Below are 18,117 nucleotides of genomic sequence, written 5' to 3' on the forward strand. Positions count from 1 at the left end.
GGCTACTTGGTTATCGGTACAGAGGAGAGTAGCTAGAGTATCAGTGATTGTAGCAGTAGCACCATCTTCATTGGTATATGTGTATGTACCATTGTTGTTATTAACTAGGGTGGAGGTGGATTCTAGGAGCTTGATATCTGCTACTACCTGGGTACCATTTTCATTGGTGTAGGTGATAGTTTGATTGGTGGTATTGATTGCTAGATTGGTGACGGTTTCTCTCAGATCAAATGTGTCTCCATTTTCATTGGTGTAGGTACCAATCACTTTGCCAGTTCCGCTTAATCCTGTGAAGCTGGTGTGAGTTTCGGTAAAACTTACTATGTAGGGGTCAGCAGTAGTACCAGAACCGGTGATGGTGATGTCTCCTGATGAGTTGATTAAGTCAGTTGTATTAATAGTATGGGTTGTGCCTGCTTCATCGGTATAGGTAAATGATCCTTGTCCTGACTGAGCTACAGTGGTCAAGGTTTCAAGATCCTTGATATCAATATCTGTAGTACCACCATCCTCATCAGTGTAGGTGATAGTAGAGCCAGAAACGGTCAGGGTGGTCAGAGTCTCATTGGCAGCGATTAGGGGCTTAAGATCTATGGTGTTGGCTGTACCGTTTTCATCAGTGTAGTTAAGAGTGCCAGCAAGTGAATTAACACTGAGGGCGGTCAGGGTTTCAAAGTTGTCAATGATTGTTTCTAGATTGATTTGAGTAGTAGAACCATTCTCATCTTGATACTCTAGAGTATAGCCATCAACACTGAGGCTGAGATAGGTCAAGGTTTCAAGAACAGATCCATCAGCACAAACCCAAACTGAGTTGGTATTGTCCCAGGAGGCTACTTGGTTATCGGTACAGAGGAGAGTAGCTAGAGTATCAGTGATTGTAGCAGTAGCACCATCTTCATTGGTATATGTGTATGTACCATTGTTGTTATTAACTAGGGTGGAGGTGGATTCTAGGTCTTTAATATCAATGTTTGTAGTATTGCCCAACTCATCAACATAGGATAAAGTTGAGCCACTGACACCAATCATCGTCAAGACATCTAGGCCAACCAAGGCAGCACACTCCCACTCAAGTGTAGTGGCATTCCAGGCAACACTTTGGCCATCTGTACAGTTAAGAGTGTTCAGGGTATTCTCAAAAGTAAGACTAGCTCCATCCTCATTGGTATAGGTGTAAGTACCATTATTATTATCAACCAGGGTTGAAATGGTCTCAAGAGAAGTCATATCAACAGTCACTACTGCCCCCTCTTCATTGATATAACGAATAATTTGGCTAGAAATATCGACCTGAAGACTGGTAGTAGTCTCTAGGGAACGAATATCTATCTGGGTGGTAATATCAGCCTCATTAGTATAGGAAATCAATTGGCTGGAACTATCAACACTTATATAAGTCAATGTATCGGTTGATAAACCGGTCAAATTGATGCCTACTATCTGTCCAAGCTCATTGGTATAGCTCAAGGTATTACCAGATAATGCTAGGTTGGCGACAGTCTCTGAATTGCTAGTATTTATTAAGACCTCTTCTCCATCGCTACCCCTAAAAGTATATGTCCCATCTTGATTATCAACGAGTGAAGTATTTTGATCCACTCTAGTAAGCAATAAATTCTCCAACCCATAAGACTTACCAGACAATTTATCTATCAACTGACCGTTTTCTATCGCTAGTGAAGGATTACTCTCACCGGCAAATAATCCGCTACATTGGTCAATGGATTGATTTTGTTTTTTGGCAACCAGTCTAGAAGGAGACATAAACCCTTGACCCTTAATCGGCACCGCTTCGCTACATATATTCAAGAGATACTGATCCAAATTATCTTCTAGGCCAACACCTTGACCTTCACAGATCAATGAGTCATCATACTGGTATCCAGATGTAGCCACACAAGTCCTAACGAGATACTGTTGGCCGATTGAAAAACCTGGCAAGGCTAGACTAGTGATCAAGCTTCCATCCTGATTGGGCTTTATCATTTGTTCATCTACTAAAATTGGCTCCAGACCATCTAGGTCAAACAATATCTGTTTGACCTTGTACTCTTGATCCGACTTGATTGCACTTGAGCTGATCGTGGTCTCAATCTTTTGGGTCCACAATAAAGTCACAAGAGTGTAAATCAATATTGCCGACAGGGCAGCAAGTAGTATTTTTGCATAGCTGGATTTTTGTTTCTTCACAATTATTATTTTCCTAGCTAGGATACTACTCTGACTTATCCCCTAATTCTTCTTGGTTGACTATCGGATCAACTCTAATTATTTTGTCCTGTCCAGGGTCATAAAATATCACCATCTTTCTATCCCTTAAGTTGATCCCATAATCGCCCTGCTCTACATTTGCAAAAACTGTTTGGGACTCTTTCTCTTCATTGGTGATATCGTTTACCTCAAAGACCTCCACCTGCTCTTGATCATCAATCGCAAAATGCATTTTAACCTTGCGTAAAACCTCTTCATTGCTTATACTCTCAGGCTTTGAAAATATTGATCTAGCGACCAATAATCCGATACAAGCAATTACAAAAATTATAACCCCTGTCTTGATAGATAGATTTAGCTTTCCTCCGCTTTTAAGCATATGCTTTATTCTCCCACTAATTAGTATTTGGGTCAATTAGACTTGTTGCTTAAATAATCTTGAGAATAAGGGTGTCTAATTTAGGACTATTATCATGAATGGTGGAAGACCATGATATCTCCATCCTGAACAATATACTCTTTTCCTTCCATCCTGACTAGACCCTTCTTGCGTGCCTCAACCCAACCTAGATTTTCTACAAAATCTTGATATGCCACTACCTCTGCTCGAATGAACTTGCTCTGAAAATCAGTGTGAATTACTCCTGCCGCTATCGGCGCCGTCGATCCATACCTAATCGTCCAAGCCCTAGTCTCCTCGGGACCGGTAGTAAAATAACTTTGCAGACCAAGTAGACGATAACTAGCCCCAATAAGTTGATCGATCCCACTCTCTTTCTGTCCATATTCTTGCAACAACTCAAGTGCTTCATTCTGCTCTAATTCTGATAGCTCATCTTCCAATTTGACACTAATCATCAAAGATTCTGCTGAATCTGGCAAAACATCTTGCAACCTAACTTGCTTAGACTGATCTACTAAGCCATCTTCATCTAAGTTCACCAAATAGATAATTGGCTTAAGGCTCAAAAGTCCTAGCTGATTAATCTCTCCCAAAGCTTTCAACCCAGAATTACCACTTAGACCCGTTAGTCCTTGTTTGAATTGATTGAATATCTGATAGTCCATCTTGTCCAGAGTCTCCTGAAGCTCTAGCAATAACTTTTGGGTAAGTTCCAAATCCTTATCTTTCTTGATCTCTTTTGCAATAGAATTCAATCTAGTCTGAATAACTGCCTGATCAGCCAGCGCCAATTCGGTCTGGATGATTTCAATATCTCTTGCCGGATCAGGTGAACCCTCATGATGGATTACCTCAGGATCATTAAAATCACGAACTACCTGAATGATAGCATCTACTTCTCTGATATGGCTGAGAAACTTATTGCCAAGGCCTTCACCTTTGCTTGCCCCAGAAACCAACCCAGCGATATCTACAAACTTGATTGTTGCTGGTATTAGCTTCTTAGAATCGCTGATCTTAACCAGCTCGGCAAGCCTATGATCTGGGACTTCAACTATTCCCACATTTGGCTCAATGGTTGCAAAAGGATAGTTGGCAGCCAAGACCCCTGCTCTAGTCAAAATATTAAATAAAGTTGACTTACCTACATTTGGTAATCCAACTATCCCTATCGATAATGCCATTACTAGATTCTAACAGATGTCTAGCTACAGACCCAAATATTCATGCATACTCTACAAATTTTCTGATAGTCGCTAAATTCGACAACCAAAGCTATTCAAGACTGGCTAGCTTTCTACAACCAGACTAGATCTCATCAAGCTCTAGGATACTTGTCCCCCAATTAAGAAAGCAAGACAAGATAATCAGCCAATACTCAAATCAAGACAAAACAAGTGTTAACTGTGCTAGGATAGCTGTTCATTATATGGAGGCTTTTACAGATGCAATCTAGATCTATTTGTTTCTAGCTACGAGAATATCTTCTGAGGCCGACTAGACCTATCAATATAGCAGTAGATATCAAAGCAAACCAGATATTATAGTCAAAACTTGCACTTGGCAATATCCTGACCTGCTCTAAGGTGCCAGCATCAACCTGATTATTATCTATAGGCTGCTCAGTGTTATTAGTCTCTTGACCGTTATCAGTCCCATTATCGTCCTCTTCTTCTACTTCTACACCACACCCCTGATCATTATCATCATATGTTGCAGTTGCTACAAGGTTGTAGATACTCCAATGTGATTCTCCCCCGAGATCAAGACCTGTGATCATAATGATATTCTGTGAGTCATACTCTGCCCTTGTTATTGTGGTGCTCAGATCTATTGTCCCAGACAAAGGCAACAATGAGGCGCTAGATTCATCATAATCATAAAGCATTTCGTTCTCTACCCCAAACCCAAATATCGCCCCAAACACCTGGGTATTTTGGGTTGCTCCGAGAGTCTTATCATCAAACTGTTCGTATGAAAAACTGAAGTGTAGATCAATATCCGAAGTCACACAATCTGGAATCTGAACATGTGCATACGCACCAGGTGCAGCCTCACCCAACCATTCTGGTGGATTATTTTGATCAAAATCAAGCTCCCAACCCGGTGCTTGACCAGTAGCACCAGTCATACCATTATCACTTGGCCCATAGCCAACTACTGCGCCCACGCCAACATTACCATCTACCATTGGGAATGTTTGGGTTACAGGGGCTGCCTCAAGCTTGTTTGATAATATTGGTGCAATCCCGATATAGCTGAGTAGTAGCGCAGCTAAAACTGTTCTTTGTAAATTGTTTATAAAAATCATTAACCCTCCTAGGTTTAGTTCTATACTCTAGTATCTCATAAAGTAAGGAGATTGAAAATATTCTAATTAATTCAAGAGTCCTTGCCCTGCTCTACCCCAGTCCATAGTTCTTATATTATCCACACAACTTGGCTCAAGATCTAAACCTTCTGTTAAGATCTTAACCATTTGAATATTTCTTTATGTCAAAGAGCACTATACGTCCAGCCTCTTAGCAAAATTATAGTGGGTCAAAGCAATTGCCAGTCCGTCAGCTGCATCATCTGGCTTGGGTAGATCTGAAAGCTGCAAAAGACGTTTGACCATCTCCTGAACCTGGCGCTTACTTGCCCTGCCATAACCAGCAATCGCAAGCTTAACTTGCAAGGGTGTATACTCGTAAACTTGGTAGTTGGCTTGGGCTAGGGTCAAAAGTATTACTCCCCTGGCCTGTCCGACAGCTATCGCAGTCTTGGCATTGTTGGCAAAAAATAATTCTTCCACCGCTACTGCATCTGGCTTGTATTGTCTAACCAATTCTTCCAGATCACTTGCTATAATCTTCAACCTATCAGCCATAATAGTATCTGGCTTGGTTCTAATTACTCCATGAGTAATCGCTACCGGTTTACGATTGGAAAAATCGACTAGGCCGAATCCGGTCGTAGCAGTACCTGGGTCAACACCCAAAACAACCATGTCTAATCCTGATTGGTGATAACCTCTATCACGTCTCCGACTTCTTCTAGAGCATCAACAAGCTTCTCCAGACTAGTACTCTCCTTCTCTGCAAGCTCTACAGTCTGATTTGCAACCATTTTAATCTCACTAGAAGCCACTAAGTCCCCCAGCTTACTGACAATCTCCTCTAGCTTGTCTGGATCTGTAACCGCAATTAGGGGTGAGCTGTCCTCTATCACATCTTCGACATCAGCATCAATCGCCATCAAAGTCTGTTCGTCTTTGTCGCCTTCCAGGAATTCTATTACTCCTTTACGATCAAACATATAGGCAACAGAACCCGTTGATCCTAGATTGCCTCCATACTTACTAAAAGTTGACCGTACATCTGAAGCTGAACGATTACGATTGTCTGTCACCACTTTGACGAGTATCGCAGTAGCACCTGGCCCATAGCCCTCATAGGTCAACTCCTCCAAAGCACCAGTACCTAATTTGCCACTTCCTCTAGCAATTGCTCGATCAATGTTGGCATTAGGCATATTGGCTTGCTTTGCCTTGGTAATTGCCAACCTTAGCTTGGCATTCATATCTGGATCATCACCATCCCTGGCTGCCAAAGCTATCTCGCCCGCATGTTTAGTAAATATTTTACCCCTCTTGGCGTCTGCCGCTGCTTTCTGATGCTTGATCGAATGCCATTTACTGTGTCCACTCATACTAATAGTATAACACAACAAACTATTGAGGTGACACCGTACAAATCCAGTGATTTGTTGCATAATCAAGGTAAGTGGTAGATTTTTCTCCCCAAAAACGCTCCAGGGTGTCACCTCGCAAATAATACCCATCTTGAGCTAGCAAGGGGTTTGTTCAGGCCAAGCAAGGCATTGATCTTCGCTATGGATTTCTAGCCTCCACCTCTGATCTCGATAAGCTTTGGCCACTACTGCTACCCTACCGACCCAAATCATCTGATTAATATAAAAGTTATCCTTTTTGCTGGTATACAGAATATAATCCATCTTACTTCCTAATGGAATATTGAGATATATTTCTCCCCAGAGTTGCTTGGTTTTATTGCCATCAATCAATAAATAATGCTGATTAGATCCGACCAAAAGAGCTTGACCCTTACTCTTTTCTAGTACAACCCCTTTAACAGGTTGTTTGAAATTTGATTGATAGAAAATCAGACCACAGCCTATTAGGTAAAGTCCAATGTAGAAGGCTGGCAAATACTTAACTATCTTAGATGTATCCAGCTCTAGCTTACTAGCCCTGACTAGTACCAATCCCAAAAGTAGGCTTGCTAATACTATTACTGAGCCTAAATCCAAATCAAGAGTCCAGCTACTAACCGCCAGATCTGCCAATTTACTTAAGGCCTTGAGTGTCCAAGCTATATATTCAAAAGCTGGCATCAGTAACCAGCGTGCCTTATCCTCCAAGACAATACCTAGAGCAGCAACTACTGCCGCCAGCCCCGTACCAATACTAGCGATAGGTAATATCAAGATATTTGCTAGAAAAGACAAAGGCGCAAGCTGGCCAAAATGATATAGTGTGACTGGATATGTAGCTAATTGAGCAGATATACTAATAGCGAAGCCTTGCCTCAAGATTGATGGTACTGGAATAAAGAACAATAAATGATAGACTTTTGACTCAAGGGTTAAGATACCTAGCAGAGATAGGAATGACAATTGCCAACCCAAATCTTCTATCAAGTACCCTGGATTATAAAGACAACAAACCAAAGCTGTCAGAAATAAACAAGTCAAGATTGATACCTGACGAGCATAATACTTCAATCCAAATATAATAGTCAGCATCACTGCCGCTCGAACAATCGAAGCCTCAAAGCTGACCAGAGCTGAAAACCCCCAGACCAGCGTCAAACTCCCTAGTAATTGTGCCTTTCTCCAACCAGGAAAAATTAGTTTTCTAAACACCAAAACCAAAATGGTTAAATTTGCCCCAGATACAGCAATCACATGGGTTAGACCAAGCTTCAAGAAGTCTTGCTTGATTGATATAGGCAAATTACCACTACCTCCCACCAACAAGCCGATTAACAGACTGTCAATCGGTTCCGGGGTAGTAATCTCTATGCCCCTAATAAGTTTTTGCTTGATACTACCTAGTAGATTCTGTTCTATGCCAACAGTATCAATCTCGCTTGATACTATTTTTTGACCAAGCTTATTTTGGGCAGATTCTATTTGTCCAACTATTGATACCTGGTCACCTTCCATAATACCAGCCTGATAGGTATAGACCCTGATCTCAGTCTTAATATCCTCTCCCTCAATCTTTTTTGTCCACACCTCAAACTGATACCCACCATAGTCACTTTCTACCACCCGGCTACCAACCCTAGCTAGTATCTCAACCTCTCTTCCACTATCAAGCCAGAAATAACTACTTGGTTGATGCGTAGCCATTTCTAGTCTGAATGCACCCAAAAAGAAACCTCCCAAAAGCAACCAGATCAACCTCATTCCCAGTAAATTACTTGAAGCTAGAAATATTACGGCAATCAATCCAGGCCAACCCAAAGAGCCAAAGCCAAGATTAGCCTGAGTGATTATTCCCAACATTATTCCGATGGTCAGAAATATCCAAAACTTCTCTCTTCGCATGATTGGTTTAATCCTCTGACTGGCATTGTCGTCCTTTAAGGCTTACCCCTATTCTCATCGTCCTCCGAAACCCGTCCCTCTTCTCTCATCCTCCGAATTTTCGTGAGATGATTATGGGGAATCCAGTACTCGACATGGTACATTGCCTATCACTAATTCAAATACTGGATATCCCATAAATCCCTGCAGGATTTTGGAATATGACAGGATGGGGGTGGATATCCAGCATTACCCTCCTGGTAACCTGAACATAACAGGGGGGGTATTGTCATCATCCAGAAAACCGTCCTTCTCTAGTGATCCTCGTTAGCTCCGAAGGAATTTACGAGGGATCCAGTATTTAAACCCAGACCGACCTGACTAACTGCTATAGTCTCTGGTCTTAAAAAATGTTAATATGTAATTGTCCTAATCATAGCATTGGTTGTCACATTAGTACATGGATCCTTAGCTCAGTTGGCTAGAGCATCTCATTGACGTTGAGAAGGCCGGAGGTTCGAGTCCCCCAGGATCCACCAATAAGCATCCCTCGTCTTACATGTAACCTATAAACAAAGACCCACCCCGCTAGTTTTACCAATATGTAGCTTAGAACCTCGAGGTAGCCTATGATGATAATCCCGTTATTTTCCTATAAAATGACTCTACTAAGAGCCCACTGGATAACCTAGTAAGTTCTTGATATGACCTGGTCATTTGATAACCATCAAAGGCTACACGATAATCTTCGTGCTTACCTTTATTATTTGCATCAAGGCGATTTGGCTCTAGAGTTATTTAAGACAAGCCTAATGTGAGAAGTTTAACTTATTTAGTAATAACATAAGCATGTACCCAAGGATCATCTCCTGGTTCTATTACGTCTATGCTACCCCCATCTAGACCTTTAACAGCATTGATAATATTACGCTCTATTTCTGGGGCTTTAGGATTTAATTCTTCTAGTCTTTCTCCTGTCAGCAATAAATTCATACCGATATACATCTTCCCCCCCTGGCTTTAATACCCTATATCCTTCGCTTACCACCAGCCCCACAAGCGTCGGCTCCATTCCAGGCTCAGATGTAAGAAAAGAATTACAAACAATAACGTCAAAGCGGCTATCTTTTATTGGCATTTGTAGGGCGTTGCCACCAACATAATTACTAGGGTTTTTTATCATATCTTCTATAGTATCTTCAGATTTTAGGCCATGATATTTTTGACGTGTCTCGATTGATCTAGCATATAAATGAAGAACGTTTGAGTACCCAATATCCATACTTGTTACATCTATACCCTGCTCACGGGCAACAACACCAAAATTCGAGAGCCCAGCTGCTACATCTAATACCCTTTTCTCTTTTAAAGATTCTATATCTTTAATACCAACATTAGCACACACTGTATAAAAGGGATTTTCTGTTACCATCATCCCTATAAATGATCCAGTTAGGCGTTCGATGGCATCTTGATTCGACCTATTTGGTTTCTCGGGGTTTTTGGGCAGGGACTCACTCATGTGTAATATTATATAATATATATATATTATACGCAAATCTATTTTACGTAACCCCTTACTACCACGAATTTCGCACTCCCCCAATCCTGCTAGTATGAAGATATAACATTAGTCATGTAATTTATTAAACAAAGAAAAAACAAATATGTCTCACTCAAAATGTTCTAGTGAACTGTATTGCTCGTTTCTTGAAGTTACTTCATCTCGTTATTCAGCACTCAGCCTAAGTGAGGTTGTTCTTATAGGATCTCATCTATCCCATGATAGTATCTCTCGTTGGCTTGCCACTGCTAAAGTACACCCTAAAAACCTATGACAAGCTGCCACCAAGGAGGTTCATGCCAGTCAGGGCATCCTAGTATCTGATGATGTAGTGATAGATAAAAGCCGAAGTATTAACATGGAATTAGTGAGCTGGCAATATGCTGGTAGTAAGCATGACATTACCAAAGATATAGGTGTAGTAAATGCCTTATGACAAGCATCCAAAGATGACTATGTTCCTATGGACTATCATATTTGGAATCCACCAGAAGATGGTAAGACCAAGAATGATCATTTCCGAGATATGCTGTCAGCTATGTGGATTACATCCAGATATGGTGGTTGCTTACAGTTGGTATAGTTCCCTTAAGAACCTAAAAGCTATACGCTCTTATGGCTGGAACTGGGTGATGGGTATTCAGAGTAACCGATTGGTTGGTAAACCCCATCAATAACTAAGAACGCCTGATATACCAAACAAGAGATTAGTAATATACCTAAATGGGTATGAGTGGATCAGAGTATTCCGGCTTGAGACCAAGAACGGTCACACGGATTATATAGGCACAAGTAACAATGATCTATCCTGAGAAGAAGTCAAAGAGTACTTTAAACGATGCTGGAATGTCGAGGTATTGAACAGTGAACTCAAGCAGACCTGTGGACTCGCTCGCTGTCAGGCCAATCTTGGTCTAGCACAGAGAACCCACACTGGGCTCTCACTACTTACCTGGATTCGAAAATACCAAAGAGGACTCAATGAACATACGACACTGCACCTATGGTGGCAGGGAGGTAATAAAACCGAGTATCAAACTAGCATTAGCTGCTCGTATGAATACTTGAGGATGCGAAACTCGTGATTACTAAAGACTAGCTAGCTTAGCAAGGTAGTTATTTTGATCACCTCTCAGGATATTAGTACAAACTGTATATACTGTAGATAAGGCGTTAGCTCCTTTTAATTCTTACCACCAAAAGATCTTTTTTCTTGAATACTATAGGTCTGAGCTCTCTTTCTGCTCTATTGTTATCACAGTTTCTTATTAAGGGTAGTAGTGAGCGATAAATTACTTGACAGGGTTCTACCCCTTGGGTGGTCTTCTTTTGCCAGAGATAATAACTTTAGTTCAGATGTTTCAAGCTTTAAGTCACCAATATCTTATTTTAAGGCCTTAGCCTCATCTTTGAATTGAGCTACTTGGGGTTTAAGGGATTTGATTTCCGCACGAAACTTAGCCTTAGTAATCTAATCTTTAGTATGAAATCTTTCAAGATTAGATAGCCCAAGTAAGTCTTTTTTTGACCTCTGCTTCCGGTAAATTAATAGTCATATTATTCAACTTTGTATTTATTTTAGTACTATTTAAGCCTTACCCGACCTTAATCATCCCGCTTCATCAACACCATAAAAGCCTCATGGGGGATCTCCACCTTACCAAGTTGCTTCATCCGCTTCTTACCAGCTTTCTGCTTATCTCTAAGTTTATTCTTGCGAGTAACATCTCCACCATATAATTTTGCTGTAACATTTTTGCCCATCGAACGAATATCTTCTCTGGCAATAATCTTGCCGCCAATCGCTGCTTGTAGGCTGATCTGGAATTGCTGTCTCGGTAGTATCTTAAGTAATTTATCCAATACCTCCCTCCCTACCGATACCGCTTCCTTCCTGTGTACTATCATAGATAAGGCATCGACCTTATCACCGGCTACCAGAATGTCCAATTTGACCAAATCATCCGCAATAAACTGATCAAATTGATAGTTATAAGATCCATATCCAGCTGTCAAACTCTTGACCCGATCATAGAAATCCGTCAAAAGATTGGCCATTGGTGCTTCAAACCCCATTACTACCATCTCTTGATCCAGATAGCTAAGCTCTTTTTGTCTACCTCTAATCGAATGCACAAGTTCTATCACGCTACCCAGATATTTATTGGGTACCACGATCTCACCCGCTACCCAAGGCTCCCGAATCTCAGCTATCCTAGTCGGGTCTGGTAAGTCACCAGCACTATGCAGGCTATACACCTGGTTATCAACTCCCAAATATTGATACTCAACAGTCGGGTTAGTGATAATGACATCCAGGTCATACTCCCGAGACAACCTCTCTTTGACTATCTCTAAATGCAAAAGACCCAAACAACCAATTCGAAAACCAAAACCCAATACTTCTGCACTTTCTGGCTGATATACCAATGCTGAATCATTAAGGCTAAGCTTGACCATGGCGTCCCTAAGCTGAGGGTAATCCTGATTTGAACTAGGGAAAATCCCTGCATAAACAAAAGGCCTAACCTCTTTGTATCCTGGCAAAGGCTGCTCGACTGGATCAGCCTGCAGACTAATTGTGTCTCCGACCCTTGCTTTCTCAAGATCTTTCAGATTAGTAACGATATAACCAATCTGCCCTTGACCCAATAGCCTATCTTTCTGGTATTTTGGAGCAAAATGTCCAACTTCTGTAGCCAGGCAGTCGGCCTGATTCTGGATCAATCTCAACTTATCTTGAGCCTTAAGCTCTCCCGAGAATACTCGAACATAAAGAATTACTCCTCGATATTCATCATAAAAAGAATCAAATATCAAAGCTTTGAGCCTAGAGTCTTCAGACAATATCGGCGCAGGTACTCTTGTGATAATCTGATCGAGTAATCCCTCTACTCCCATACCAGTCTTAGCAGATATTCTGACTATATCTTCGGGCTTGCACCCAAGCAGGGCGATTATCTCGGCCTCGACTTTTGATACATCGGCAGCTGGCAAATCTACTTTATTTATCACGGGTATTATCTCAAGATCAGCCTCCAGTGCCAGGTAAACATTGGCTAAAGTCTGGGCTTGAATACCCTGAGTTGCATCTACTACTAGTAAAGCTCCTTCTACAGCATAGAGGCTTCTTGATACCTCATAACCAAAGTCCGCATGACCAGGTGTATCGATTAGGTTTAACTCCATCCCCTGCCACTGCATTCTTACAGGTTGTAGCTTAATGGTAATACCTTTTTCGCGCTCAAGATCCATACCATCCAACAGTTGTTCTTTCATCTCCCTTTTGCTAACAGTGCCCGTAATCTCAAGCAACCGATCAGCTAAAGTACTCTTACCATGATCAATGTGGGCAATTATACAAAAATTTCTAATTTTTTCCACCATATCTATTCTTTAGTTTGTTCCAACCCCAATCCAAACCCTGATTTACAGGTTCGATTCTTACTATCTTGGCATAGATCAAATAACCAATCAAGACTACCCCCGAATTAACTGTCAAGCCAATAAGTTCAGCTATTAAGCCTTGACCAAATTCAAAGCTACTTGGTATTAATAGTATCCCAAACAAATAAATTCCATTGACTACAATACTAGTCCATATATCCCTAGGATCTAAGTTAATCTTATGGCTTAATAGCCAGAGAAGAATGCCTAGCTGAGCTACCCCGCTAATACTAATAGCCAAAGCCAGTCCTGCTACTTCAAGTCTCCCCGATAAAACGAAGCTAAGAACAATATTGAGCAACATTACAGCAAGGGCAACTATAAATGGCGTCTTAGTATCTTCAAGCGCATAAAAAGCTCTTGATACTAGCAATAATAAACTATAAGCAAAAACTGCTGGTATCAAATAAACAAACAGCCTTGAGATTAATTGGGAGTCTAGTCCATAGATTAGCGCAACTAGACTATCTACAGATGTCAACATCATTGACAGAACAACCGTTATCACTATTGTTGCTATCTCTAGATTGCGCCTAAAAACTTTTTTCATTACCTGCTTGCTTTCCAGGGCAGCCTGGATTAGACTTGGAAATGTTGCAATAGACATCGAAGCACCGATCATCCCAAGTGGTACATTCTTGAGGTTATTGGCAAAATAATAGCTAGCAATGCTACCAGTTGCCAAGAAGGATCCTAGGCTATTTTGAACTACCAAAGTTACCTGATCAGTAGCCGTGGATAGTATCCTTGGCAAGGTTATCTTTAGTACCCTAATTACATCTGGATCCCAGAACTTTAATGCCCCTGCTTGATAACGCCAACCAAGTAACATTGTTAATGAAGTTGGTATCAAAAACTGAATAAAAGTTCCAAATACCACACCCCAAGCTACTCCATATATTGGGTTATCAAAAAGTCTAGCAAAAAATAATATTCCAATAATAATACCAACGTTATAAAAAACACCAGAAAGCGAGTCAACAATAAATCTTTTTTTTGCCTGAAGATATGCACCCACCAAGCTTGAGAGTACAAATAATAAAGGAGTGGCAAGCATAATACGACTAAGTCTAGCGACGAGCTCTTGGCTGGATCGATCAAACCCAGGAGCTATCAAGTGCTCAACTAGCCAAGGCGTCAAGATGAATGCAACGATAGAGCCAGCAAGCGCTATCATGATTACCAAATTCCAGAGTGTACTATATAGTTGCTCTGCATGCTCTTTTCCAGAGCGCTTCTGAACCGCCAAGTAAACTGGTATAAAACTAACAGCCAGAGAACCTGCAGCTATAATATTAAAAATAAATTCTGGAATCCTAAAGGCAGCCGTATAGGCATCTGTCTGAATTCCCACACCAAAATGACCGGCTAAGAGCCTGTCTCTAACCAGCCCAAAAACCCTACTTAATAGATAGGCAGTTGCGATCGTTAATGTAGCAAATCGAGGTGAACTCCAATCTACTAATTCCAATTTTTTGAGAAGTTTCAATCTTATACACCTGGCTTGAAGCTAGATCAAGCTATACTGTTGCCCCAATAGTTTCTAAAAACTCCTGTTCATCTAGAGTTTCTTTATCTAGCAAAGCTTTAGCCACAGCTTCAAGTTCTTTTCTCCTATCATTGATAGTCTGTTCAGCCCGTTTACTAGCTTCATGAATCAGGCCTGCTACTGCCTGGTCAATCTGGTAGGCTATCTCATCTGAAAAACTCTTACCTTCAGCCATCTTACGTCCCAAAAATACCGAATCATTACTATCAGCAAAGACCATATTTTCCAAATCTTTTGCCATACCATACTCTGTCACCATGTCATGAGCTATTTGATTGGCTTTCTTGAGATCATTCTCTGCGCCAGTAGTAACTTCGCTAAATACAACCCGCTCAGCCATCCTTCCTCCAAGTGACATTGCCATTTGATCTTTAAAATCTGCCACACTCTGGAGATGTTGATCTTCGATTGGCAATGACCAAGTCACACCTCCTGCACCCCCCCTAGAAACGATTGAAACCTTATGCACTGGATGGCAGTTTTTCATGAAGTGTCCGACTATTGCATGTCCGGCTTCGTGATAAGCAGTGATCTCTTTTTCTTTATCGTTCATAATATGTGACTTACGCTCAGGTCCTAGCGAAATTTTCTCAACCGCCTCATGAAAATCATCCTGGGTAACCTTCTTGCGATTTGCCCTAGCAGCCAAAATGGCGGCTTCATTAGCGATATTGGCTAATTCTGCACCAGATAGCCCTGGTGTCTTTCTGGCAATTTCGCGCAATTTTACGTCAGTTGCTAGGGGTTTATTCTTAGTATGAACTCCAAGGATTTGCTCTCTGGCACTTAGATCTGGACTGTCTAAGGTAATTCTTCTATCAAATCGACCTGGCCTAAGTAGGGCTGGATCGAGTACGTCTGGCCTATTGGTAGCAGCAATCACGATCACGTTTGTACCCTGCTCGAAGCCATCCATTTCAACCAAGATTTGATTTAGGGTTTGTTCCCTTTCATCATGACCACCACCAAGGCCTGTACCTCTCTGACGACCGACTGCGTCTATCTCATCAATAAAAATTATACAAGGTGAGTTTTTCTTAGCCCTAGCAAACAAATCTCGCACCCTAGAGGCACCTACCCCGACAAACATCTCGACAAACTCTGATCCTGAGATATTAAAGAAAGGCACTCCTGCTTCTCCCGCTACAGCTCTAGCTAGCAAAGTCTTACCTGTTCCTGGACGACCAAATAACAACACACCCTTGGGTATCTTTGCTCCAAGGTCGCTGAATTTCTTTGGCTCTTTAAGAAACTCTACCACCTCTTCGAGTTCAATCTTGGCTTCTTTGTTGCCTGCGACATCATCAAATTTGACCTTGCCTTTCTCCATGCCATAAACTCTTGCCTTGCTCTTACCAAAGCTCATTGCTTGATTGTTGGTACCCTGAGCCTGACGCATCACAAAATAAAAGAAGGCTATAATCACAATTGTTGGTATCACAAATGAAGCAATGCTAATCCAGATATTTTCACCACCACTATCCTCGGCTGGCTGATAGTTGTATTGTTCTACCTTTGATAGGTCTATGCCATTTTCTTCGAGACTACTATTGGGATTGATTGTGGTAGTTAGCTTAGTATCATCCTTGAGGGTTGCTACTACTTGACTACCCTCCACCTCTAAATCTTTGACCTGATCTTGATTTATTCTAGATATTAATTCACTAGTACCAACCTCCTGACCCTTATCTGGTGATATTAAAAAACTAGAGGCTATAATAGTTACAAAAAATGCTATGCCTATCACAATTAATAGATTCCTAAACGATTTCTTCATTTGGTAAATTGCTCCTTAACTTATTGATTTAATCTGAAATTCTCTTCTCAATCATATCAGTCAGACCTTCAAATATCAACCAACCATCATTCATTACTAGCCATTTTTTGCCTACCGAGAATCTTTTATTGTTCGTAGTACTCAATAACCAATTCGTCATCAGCTCCAGTCGTTTTGAGGAATAAAAGCCCAATTTATCTCGATTGAACAACCAGTCTAGCCAAGCTATAATAAATTCTTGGTCTAAACCTTGAATCAGCTTCTTATCCACCCTATAAGCCGAATCCCGAAATATTAGATTAAGTTTTGTCCAACTCTTAAGGTTTTGGTTGATGCTTCTTAAACTTTGATCCATATTTTGATGATGCACTAAGAACAAATCACGATCTGTTGAATTTAAATTTGGCAATAAAAGCCATCTATAGAGGTTTCTCTGATAGTTCAATTGGTAATTCGTATAATCTTCGATAAACTCTAGCCCCTCAGAATTGGCGTACCGATAAAGTTGATTCTTATTTAGACCCAACATTGGGCGCAGTACTGTTTTACGATTGGCAAACGGACTATATCCCTTGATACCCGCTCCCCTGATGGCATTTGCAACAATTGTTTCTATTAGATCATCTTGGTGATGGGCAAGTACAAGATAATCAGAATTAGCGTACCCTAGCTGCTCTTCCAAGAAATTATGTCGAGCCTGGCGCAAACTAGCCTCATCTGACTTGCCAGACTGATATCTACCTTCTATCAGAGCTACTTGGTACTTGTTGGCTAACCTTCCTACCAGGTAGTTCTCCTGGTCACTATCCAGACGTAAGTTATGATCATAGTGGGCTAGGGTAATATTGGTAAATCCGATTTTGACTAAAATATCCAGGATAACTACAGAATCAACCCCCCCAGAAAACGCCAACAGAAGCTTACTGTCTCGATTGACACCCTGACTGTTTAATTGATTCCTGACCTGATCAAGCAACTCCTGCCCCTTTCTCCTATAGAAATACTTTTGATATACCTATACCCGTTAAACAAAAACCTATCTTTATCTTAGTCTTATCTGTTCTTGGGGAACTGTTTTCGTCTCTTTATAATACTGTATTGATTTTTGTTTGTCATGGATGCTGATTACCTGACTTGAGTTTCCGAATCCTCAACTATCACCCAACCCCACAGCCTCTAGCCTGTTATCTTAAAAATCTCCCTCCCCAACTCCGTCATCCTCCAAGGTTCCCTCCCCACCCCGTCATATTCCAAAATCCAGCCCTCCACCCCGTCATCTTCGGGTTGCCCGAAGGGCAAGACCGGAGATCCAGCATTCCGCATTAAGTGATTATTAAGATCTCAGTAGAGGTGGATCCCCCGTATTGCCCTACGGACAATCGGAGGATGACAAAGGCAGGGGTGGGTTTCTCGTTCTCTACTTCTCTGACTTAGTTCTTCTTACTACTAGTACTGGTATAGAGAGGATTGAGATCAGTAGTAATAGTTGGGTAACTGGGTGAGAGAGGATACCAGTACTAGGAAGAGTATTGGTATTGATATCTTTGGATGGAGTACTTGGGTTGGGT

13 protein-coding genes and 1 tRNA gene are annotated in these 18,117 nt (G+C 41.2%); 2 read left to right on the plus strand and 12 right to left on the minus strand.

The window, feature by feature from the left end:
• The 3 genes from KA531_02100 to ychF form a co-directional block, all read right to left on the minus strand.
• The coding region (locus KA531_02100) for a hypothetical protein (GenBank protein MBP6005670.1) at positions 1–2,193 on the minus strand (2,193 nt) is incomplete at its 3' end.
• A gap of 25 nt (positions 2,194–2,218) precedes the next feature.
• Positions 2,219–2,593 carry a hypothetical protein gene (locus KA531_02105; protein MBP6005671.1) on the minus strand — a complete coding sequence of 125 codons (375 nt, stop codon included), beginning with the start codon at positions 2,591–2,593 and terminating at the stop codon, positions 2,219–2,221.
• A gap of 92 nt (positions 2,594–2,685) precedes the next feature.
• Positions 2,686–3,801, minus strand: a complete 1,116-nt coding sequence (gene ychF, locus KA531_02110) for a redox-regulated ATPase YchF (protein ID MBP6005672.1) — start codon at positions 3,799–3,801, stop codon at positions 2,686–2,688.
• A gap of 93 nt (positions 3,802–3,894) precedes the next feature.
• On the opposite strand from ychF, the gene KA531_02115 reads away from it, so the two are divergent.
• On the plus strand, positions 3,895–3,966 hold the full coding sequence (locus KA531_02115) for a hypothetical protein (GenBank protein MBP6005673.1): 72 nt from the start codon (positions 3,895–3,897) through the stop codon (positions 3,964–3,966).
• A gap of 119 nt (positions 3,967–4,085) precedes the next feature.
• Here the strand turns inward: KA531_02115 and KA531_02120 are convergent, their stop codons facing one another.
• The 4 genes from KA531_02120 to KA531_02135 all read right to left on the minus strand — a co-directional run bounded on the left by KA531_02120 (position 4,086) and on the right by KA531_02135 (position 8,233).
• A complete protein-coding gene (locus KA531_02120; GenBank protein MBP6005674.1) occupies positions 4,086–4,928 on the minus strand; it encodes a hypothetical protein in 843 nt (280 codons plus the stop codon).
• Positions 4,929–5,123: 195 nt separating this feature from the next.
• On the minus strand, positions 5,124–5,606 hold the full coding sequence (ruvC, locus tag KA531_02125) for a crossover junction endodeoxyribonuclease RuvC (protein ID MBP6005675.1): 483 nt from the start codon (positions 5,604–5,606) through the stop codon (positions 5,124–5,126).
• A 2-nt stretch (positions 5,607–5,608) separates the two neighbouring features.
• A complete protein-coding gene (locus KA531_02130; protein MBP6005676.1) occupies positions 5,609–6,307 on the minus strand; it encodes a YebC/PmpR family DNA-binding transcriptional regulator in 699 nt (232 codons plus the stop codon).
• Between the two features lie 138 nt (positions 6,308–6,445).
• Complete coding sequence (locus tag KA531_02135) at positions 6,446–8,233, minus strand: ComEC/Rec2 family competence protein (protein MBP6005677.1); 1,788 nt, start codon at positions 8,231–8,233, stop codon at positions 6,446–6,448.
• A 441-nt stretch (positions 8,234–8,674) separates the two neighbouring features.
• Between KA531_02135 and KA531_02140 the strand changes: the two genes are divergently transcribed.
• Positions 8,675–8,751 (plus strand) — tRNA-Val (locus tag KA531_02140).
• A gap of 407 nt (positions 8,752–9,158) precedes the next feature.
• Here KA531_02140 and KA531_02145 read toward each other — a convergent pair.
• The 5 genes from KA531_02145 to tilS form a co-directional block, all read right to left on the minus strand.
• The gene (locus KA531_02145) at positions 9,159–9,734 is read right to left on the minus strand and encodes a methyltransferase domain-containing protein (protein ID MBP6005678.1); all 576 of its coding nucleotides are present in this window, start codon (positions 9,732–9,734) and stop codon (positions 9,159–9,161) included.
• Between the two features lie 1,647 nt (positions 9,735–11,381).
• The gene (gene lepA, locus KA531_02150) at positions 11,382–13,163 is read right to left on the minus strand and encodes a translation elongation factor 4 (GenBank protein ID MBP6005679.1); all 1,782 of its coding nucleotides are present in this window, start codon (positions 13,161–13,163) and stop codon (positions 11,382–11,384) included.
• Entirely contained in the window at positions 13,147–14,712 is a 1,566-nt protein-coding gene (murJ, locus tag KA531_02155) for a murein biosynthesis integral membrane protein MurJ (protein MBP6005680.1), read from the minus strand. The genes lepA and murJ overlap by 17 nt, the downstream gene beginning before the upstream one ends.
• A 31-nt stretch (positions 14,713–14,743) precedes the next feature.
• Positions 14,744–16,549: an ATP-dependent zinc metalloprotease FtsH gene (gene ftsH / locus KA531_02160; protein MBP6005681.1), complete on the minus strand. Its 1,806-nt coding sequence runs from the start codon at positions 16,547–16,549 to the stop codon at positions 14,744–14,746.
• A 28-nt stretch (positions 16,550–16,577) separates the two neighbouring features.
• The gene (gene tilS / locus KA531_02165) at positions 16,578–17,525 is read right to left on the minus strand and encodes a tRNA lysidine(34) synthetase TilS (GenBank protein MBP6005682.1); all 948 of its coding nucleotides are present in this window, start codon (positions 17,523–17,525) and stop codon (positions 16,578–16,580) included.
• Positions 17,526–18,117 lie beyond the last annotated feature (592 nt).

Source organism: Candidatus Saccharibacteria bacterium (assembly GCA_017983775.1).
In the GTDB taxonomy this organism is placed as follows: domain Bacteria; phylum Patescibacteriota; class Saccharimonadia; order JAGOAT01; family JAGOAT01; genus JAGOAT01.

What these genes read in the sequence shown, in the direction of transcription:
- KA531_02105 (MBP6005671.1), bottom strand. Translation starts at nt 2,593, where the DNA reads ATGCTTAAAAGCGGAGGAAAGCTAAATCTATCTATCAAGACAGGGGTT.
- ychF (MBP6005672.1), bottom strand. Translation starts at nt 3,801, where the DNA reads ATGGCATTATCGATAGGGATAGTTGGATTACCAAATGTAGGTAAGTCA.
- KA531_02120 (MBP6005674.1), bottom strand. Translation starts at nt 4,928, where the DNA reads ATGATTTTTATAAACAATTTACAAAGAACAGTTTTAGCTGCGCTACTA.
- ruvC (MBP6005675.1), bottom strand. Translation starts at nt 5,606, where the DNA reads ATGGTTGTTTTGGGTGTTGACCCAGGTACTGCTACGACCGGATTCGGC.
- KA531_02130 (MBP6005676.1), bottom strand. Translation starts at nt 6,307, where the DNA reads ATGAGTGGACACAGTAAATGGCATTCGATCAAGCATCAGAAAGCAGCG.
- KA531_02135 (MBP6005677.1), bottom strand. Translation starts at nt 8,233, where the DNA reads ATGCGAAGAGAGAAGTTTTGGATATTTCTGACCATCGGAATAATGTTG.
- KA531_02145 (MBP6005678.1), bottom strand. Translation starts at nt 9,734, where the DNA reads ATGAGTGAGTCCCTGCCCAAAAACCCCGAGAAACCAAATAGGTCGAAT.
- lepA (MBP6005679.1), bottom strand. Translation starts at nt 13,163, where the DNA reads ATGGTGGAAAAAATTAGAAATTTTTGTATAATTGCCCACATTGATCAT.
- ftsH (MBP6005681.1), bottom strand. Translation starts at nt 16,549, where the DNA reads ATGAAGAAATCGTTTAGGAATCTATTAATTGTGATAGGCATAGCATTT.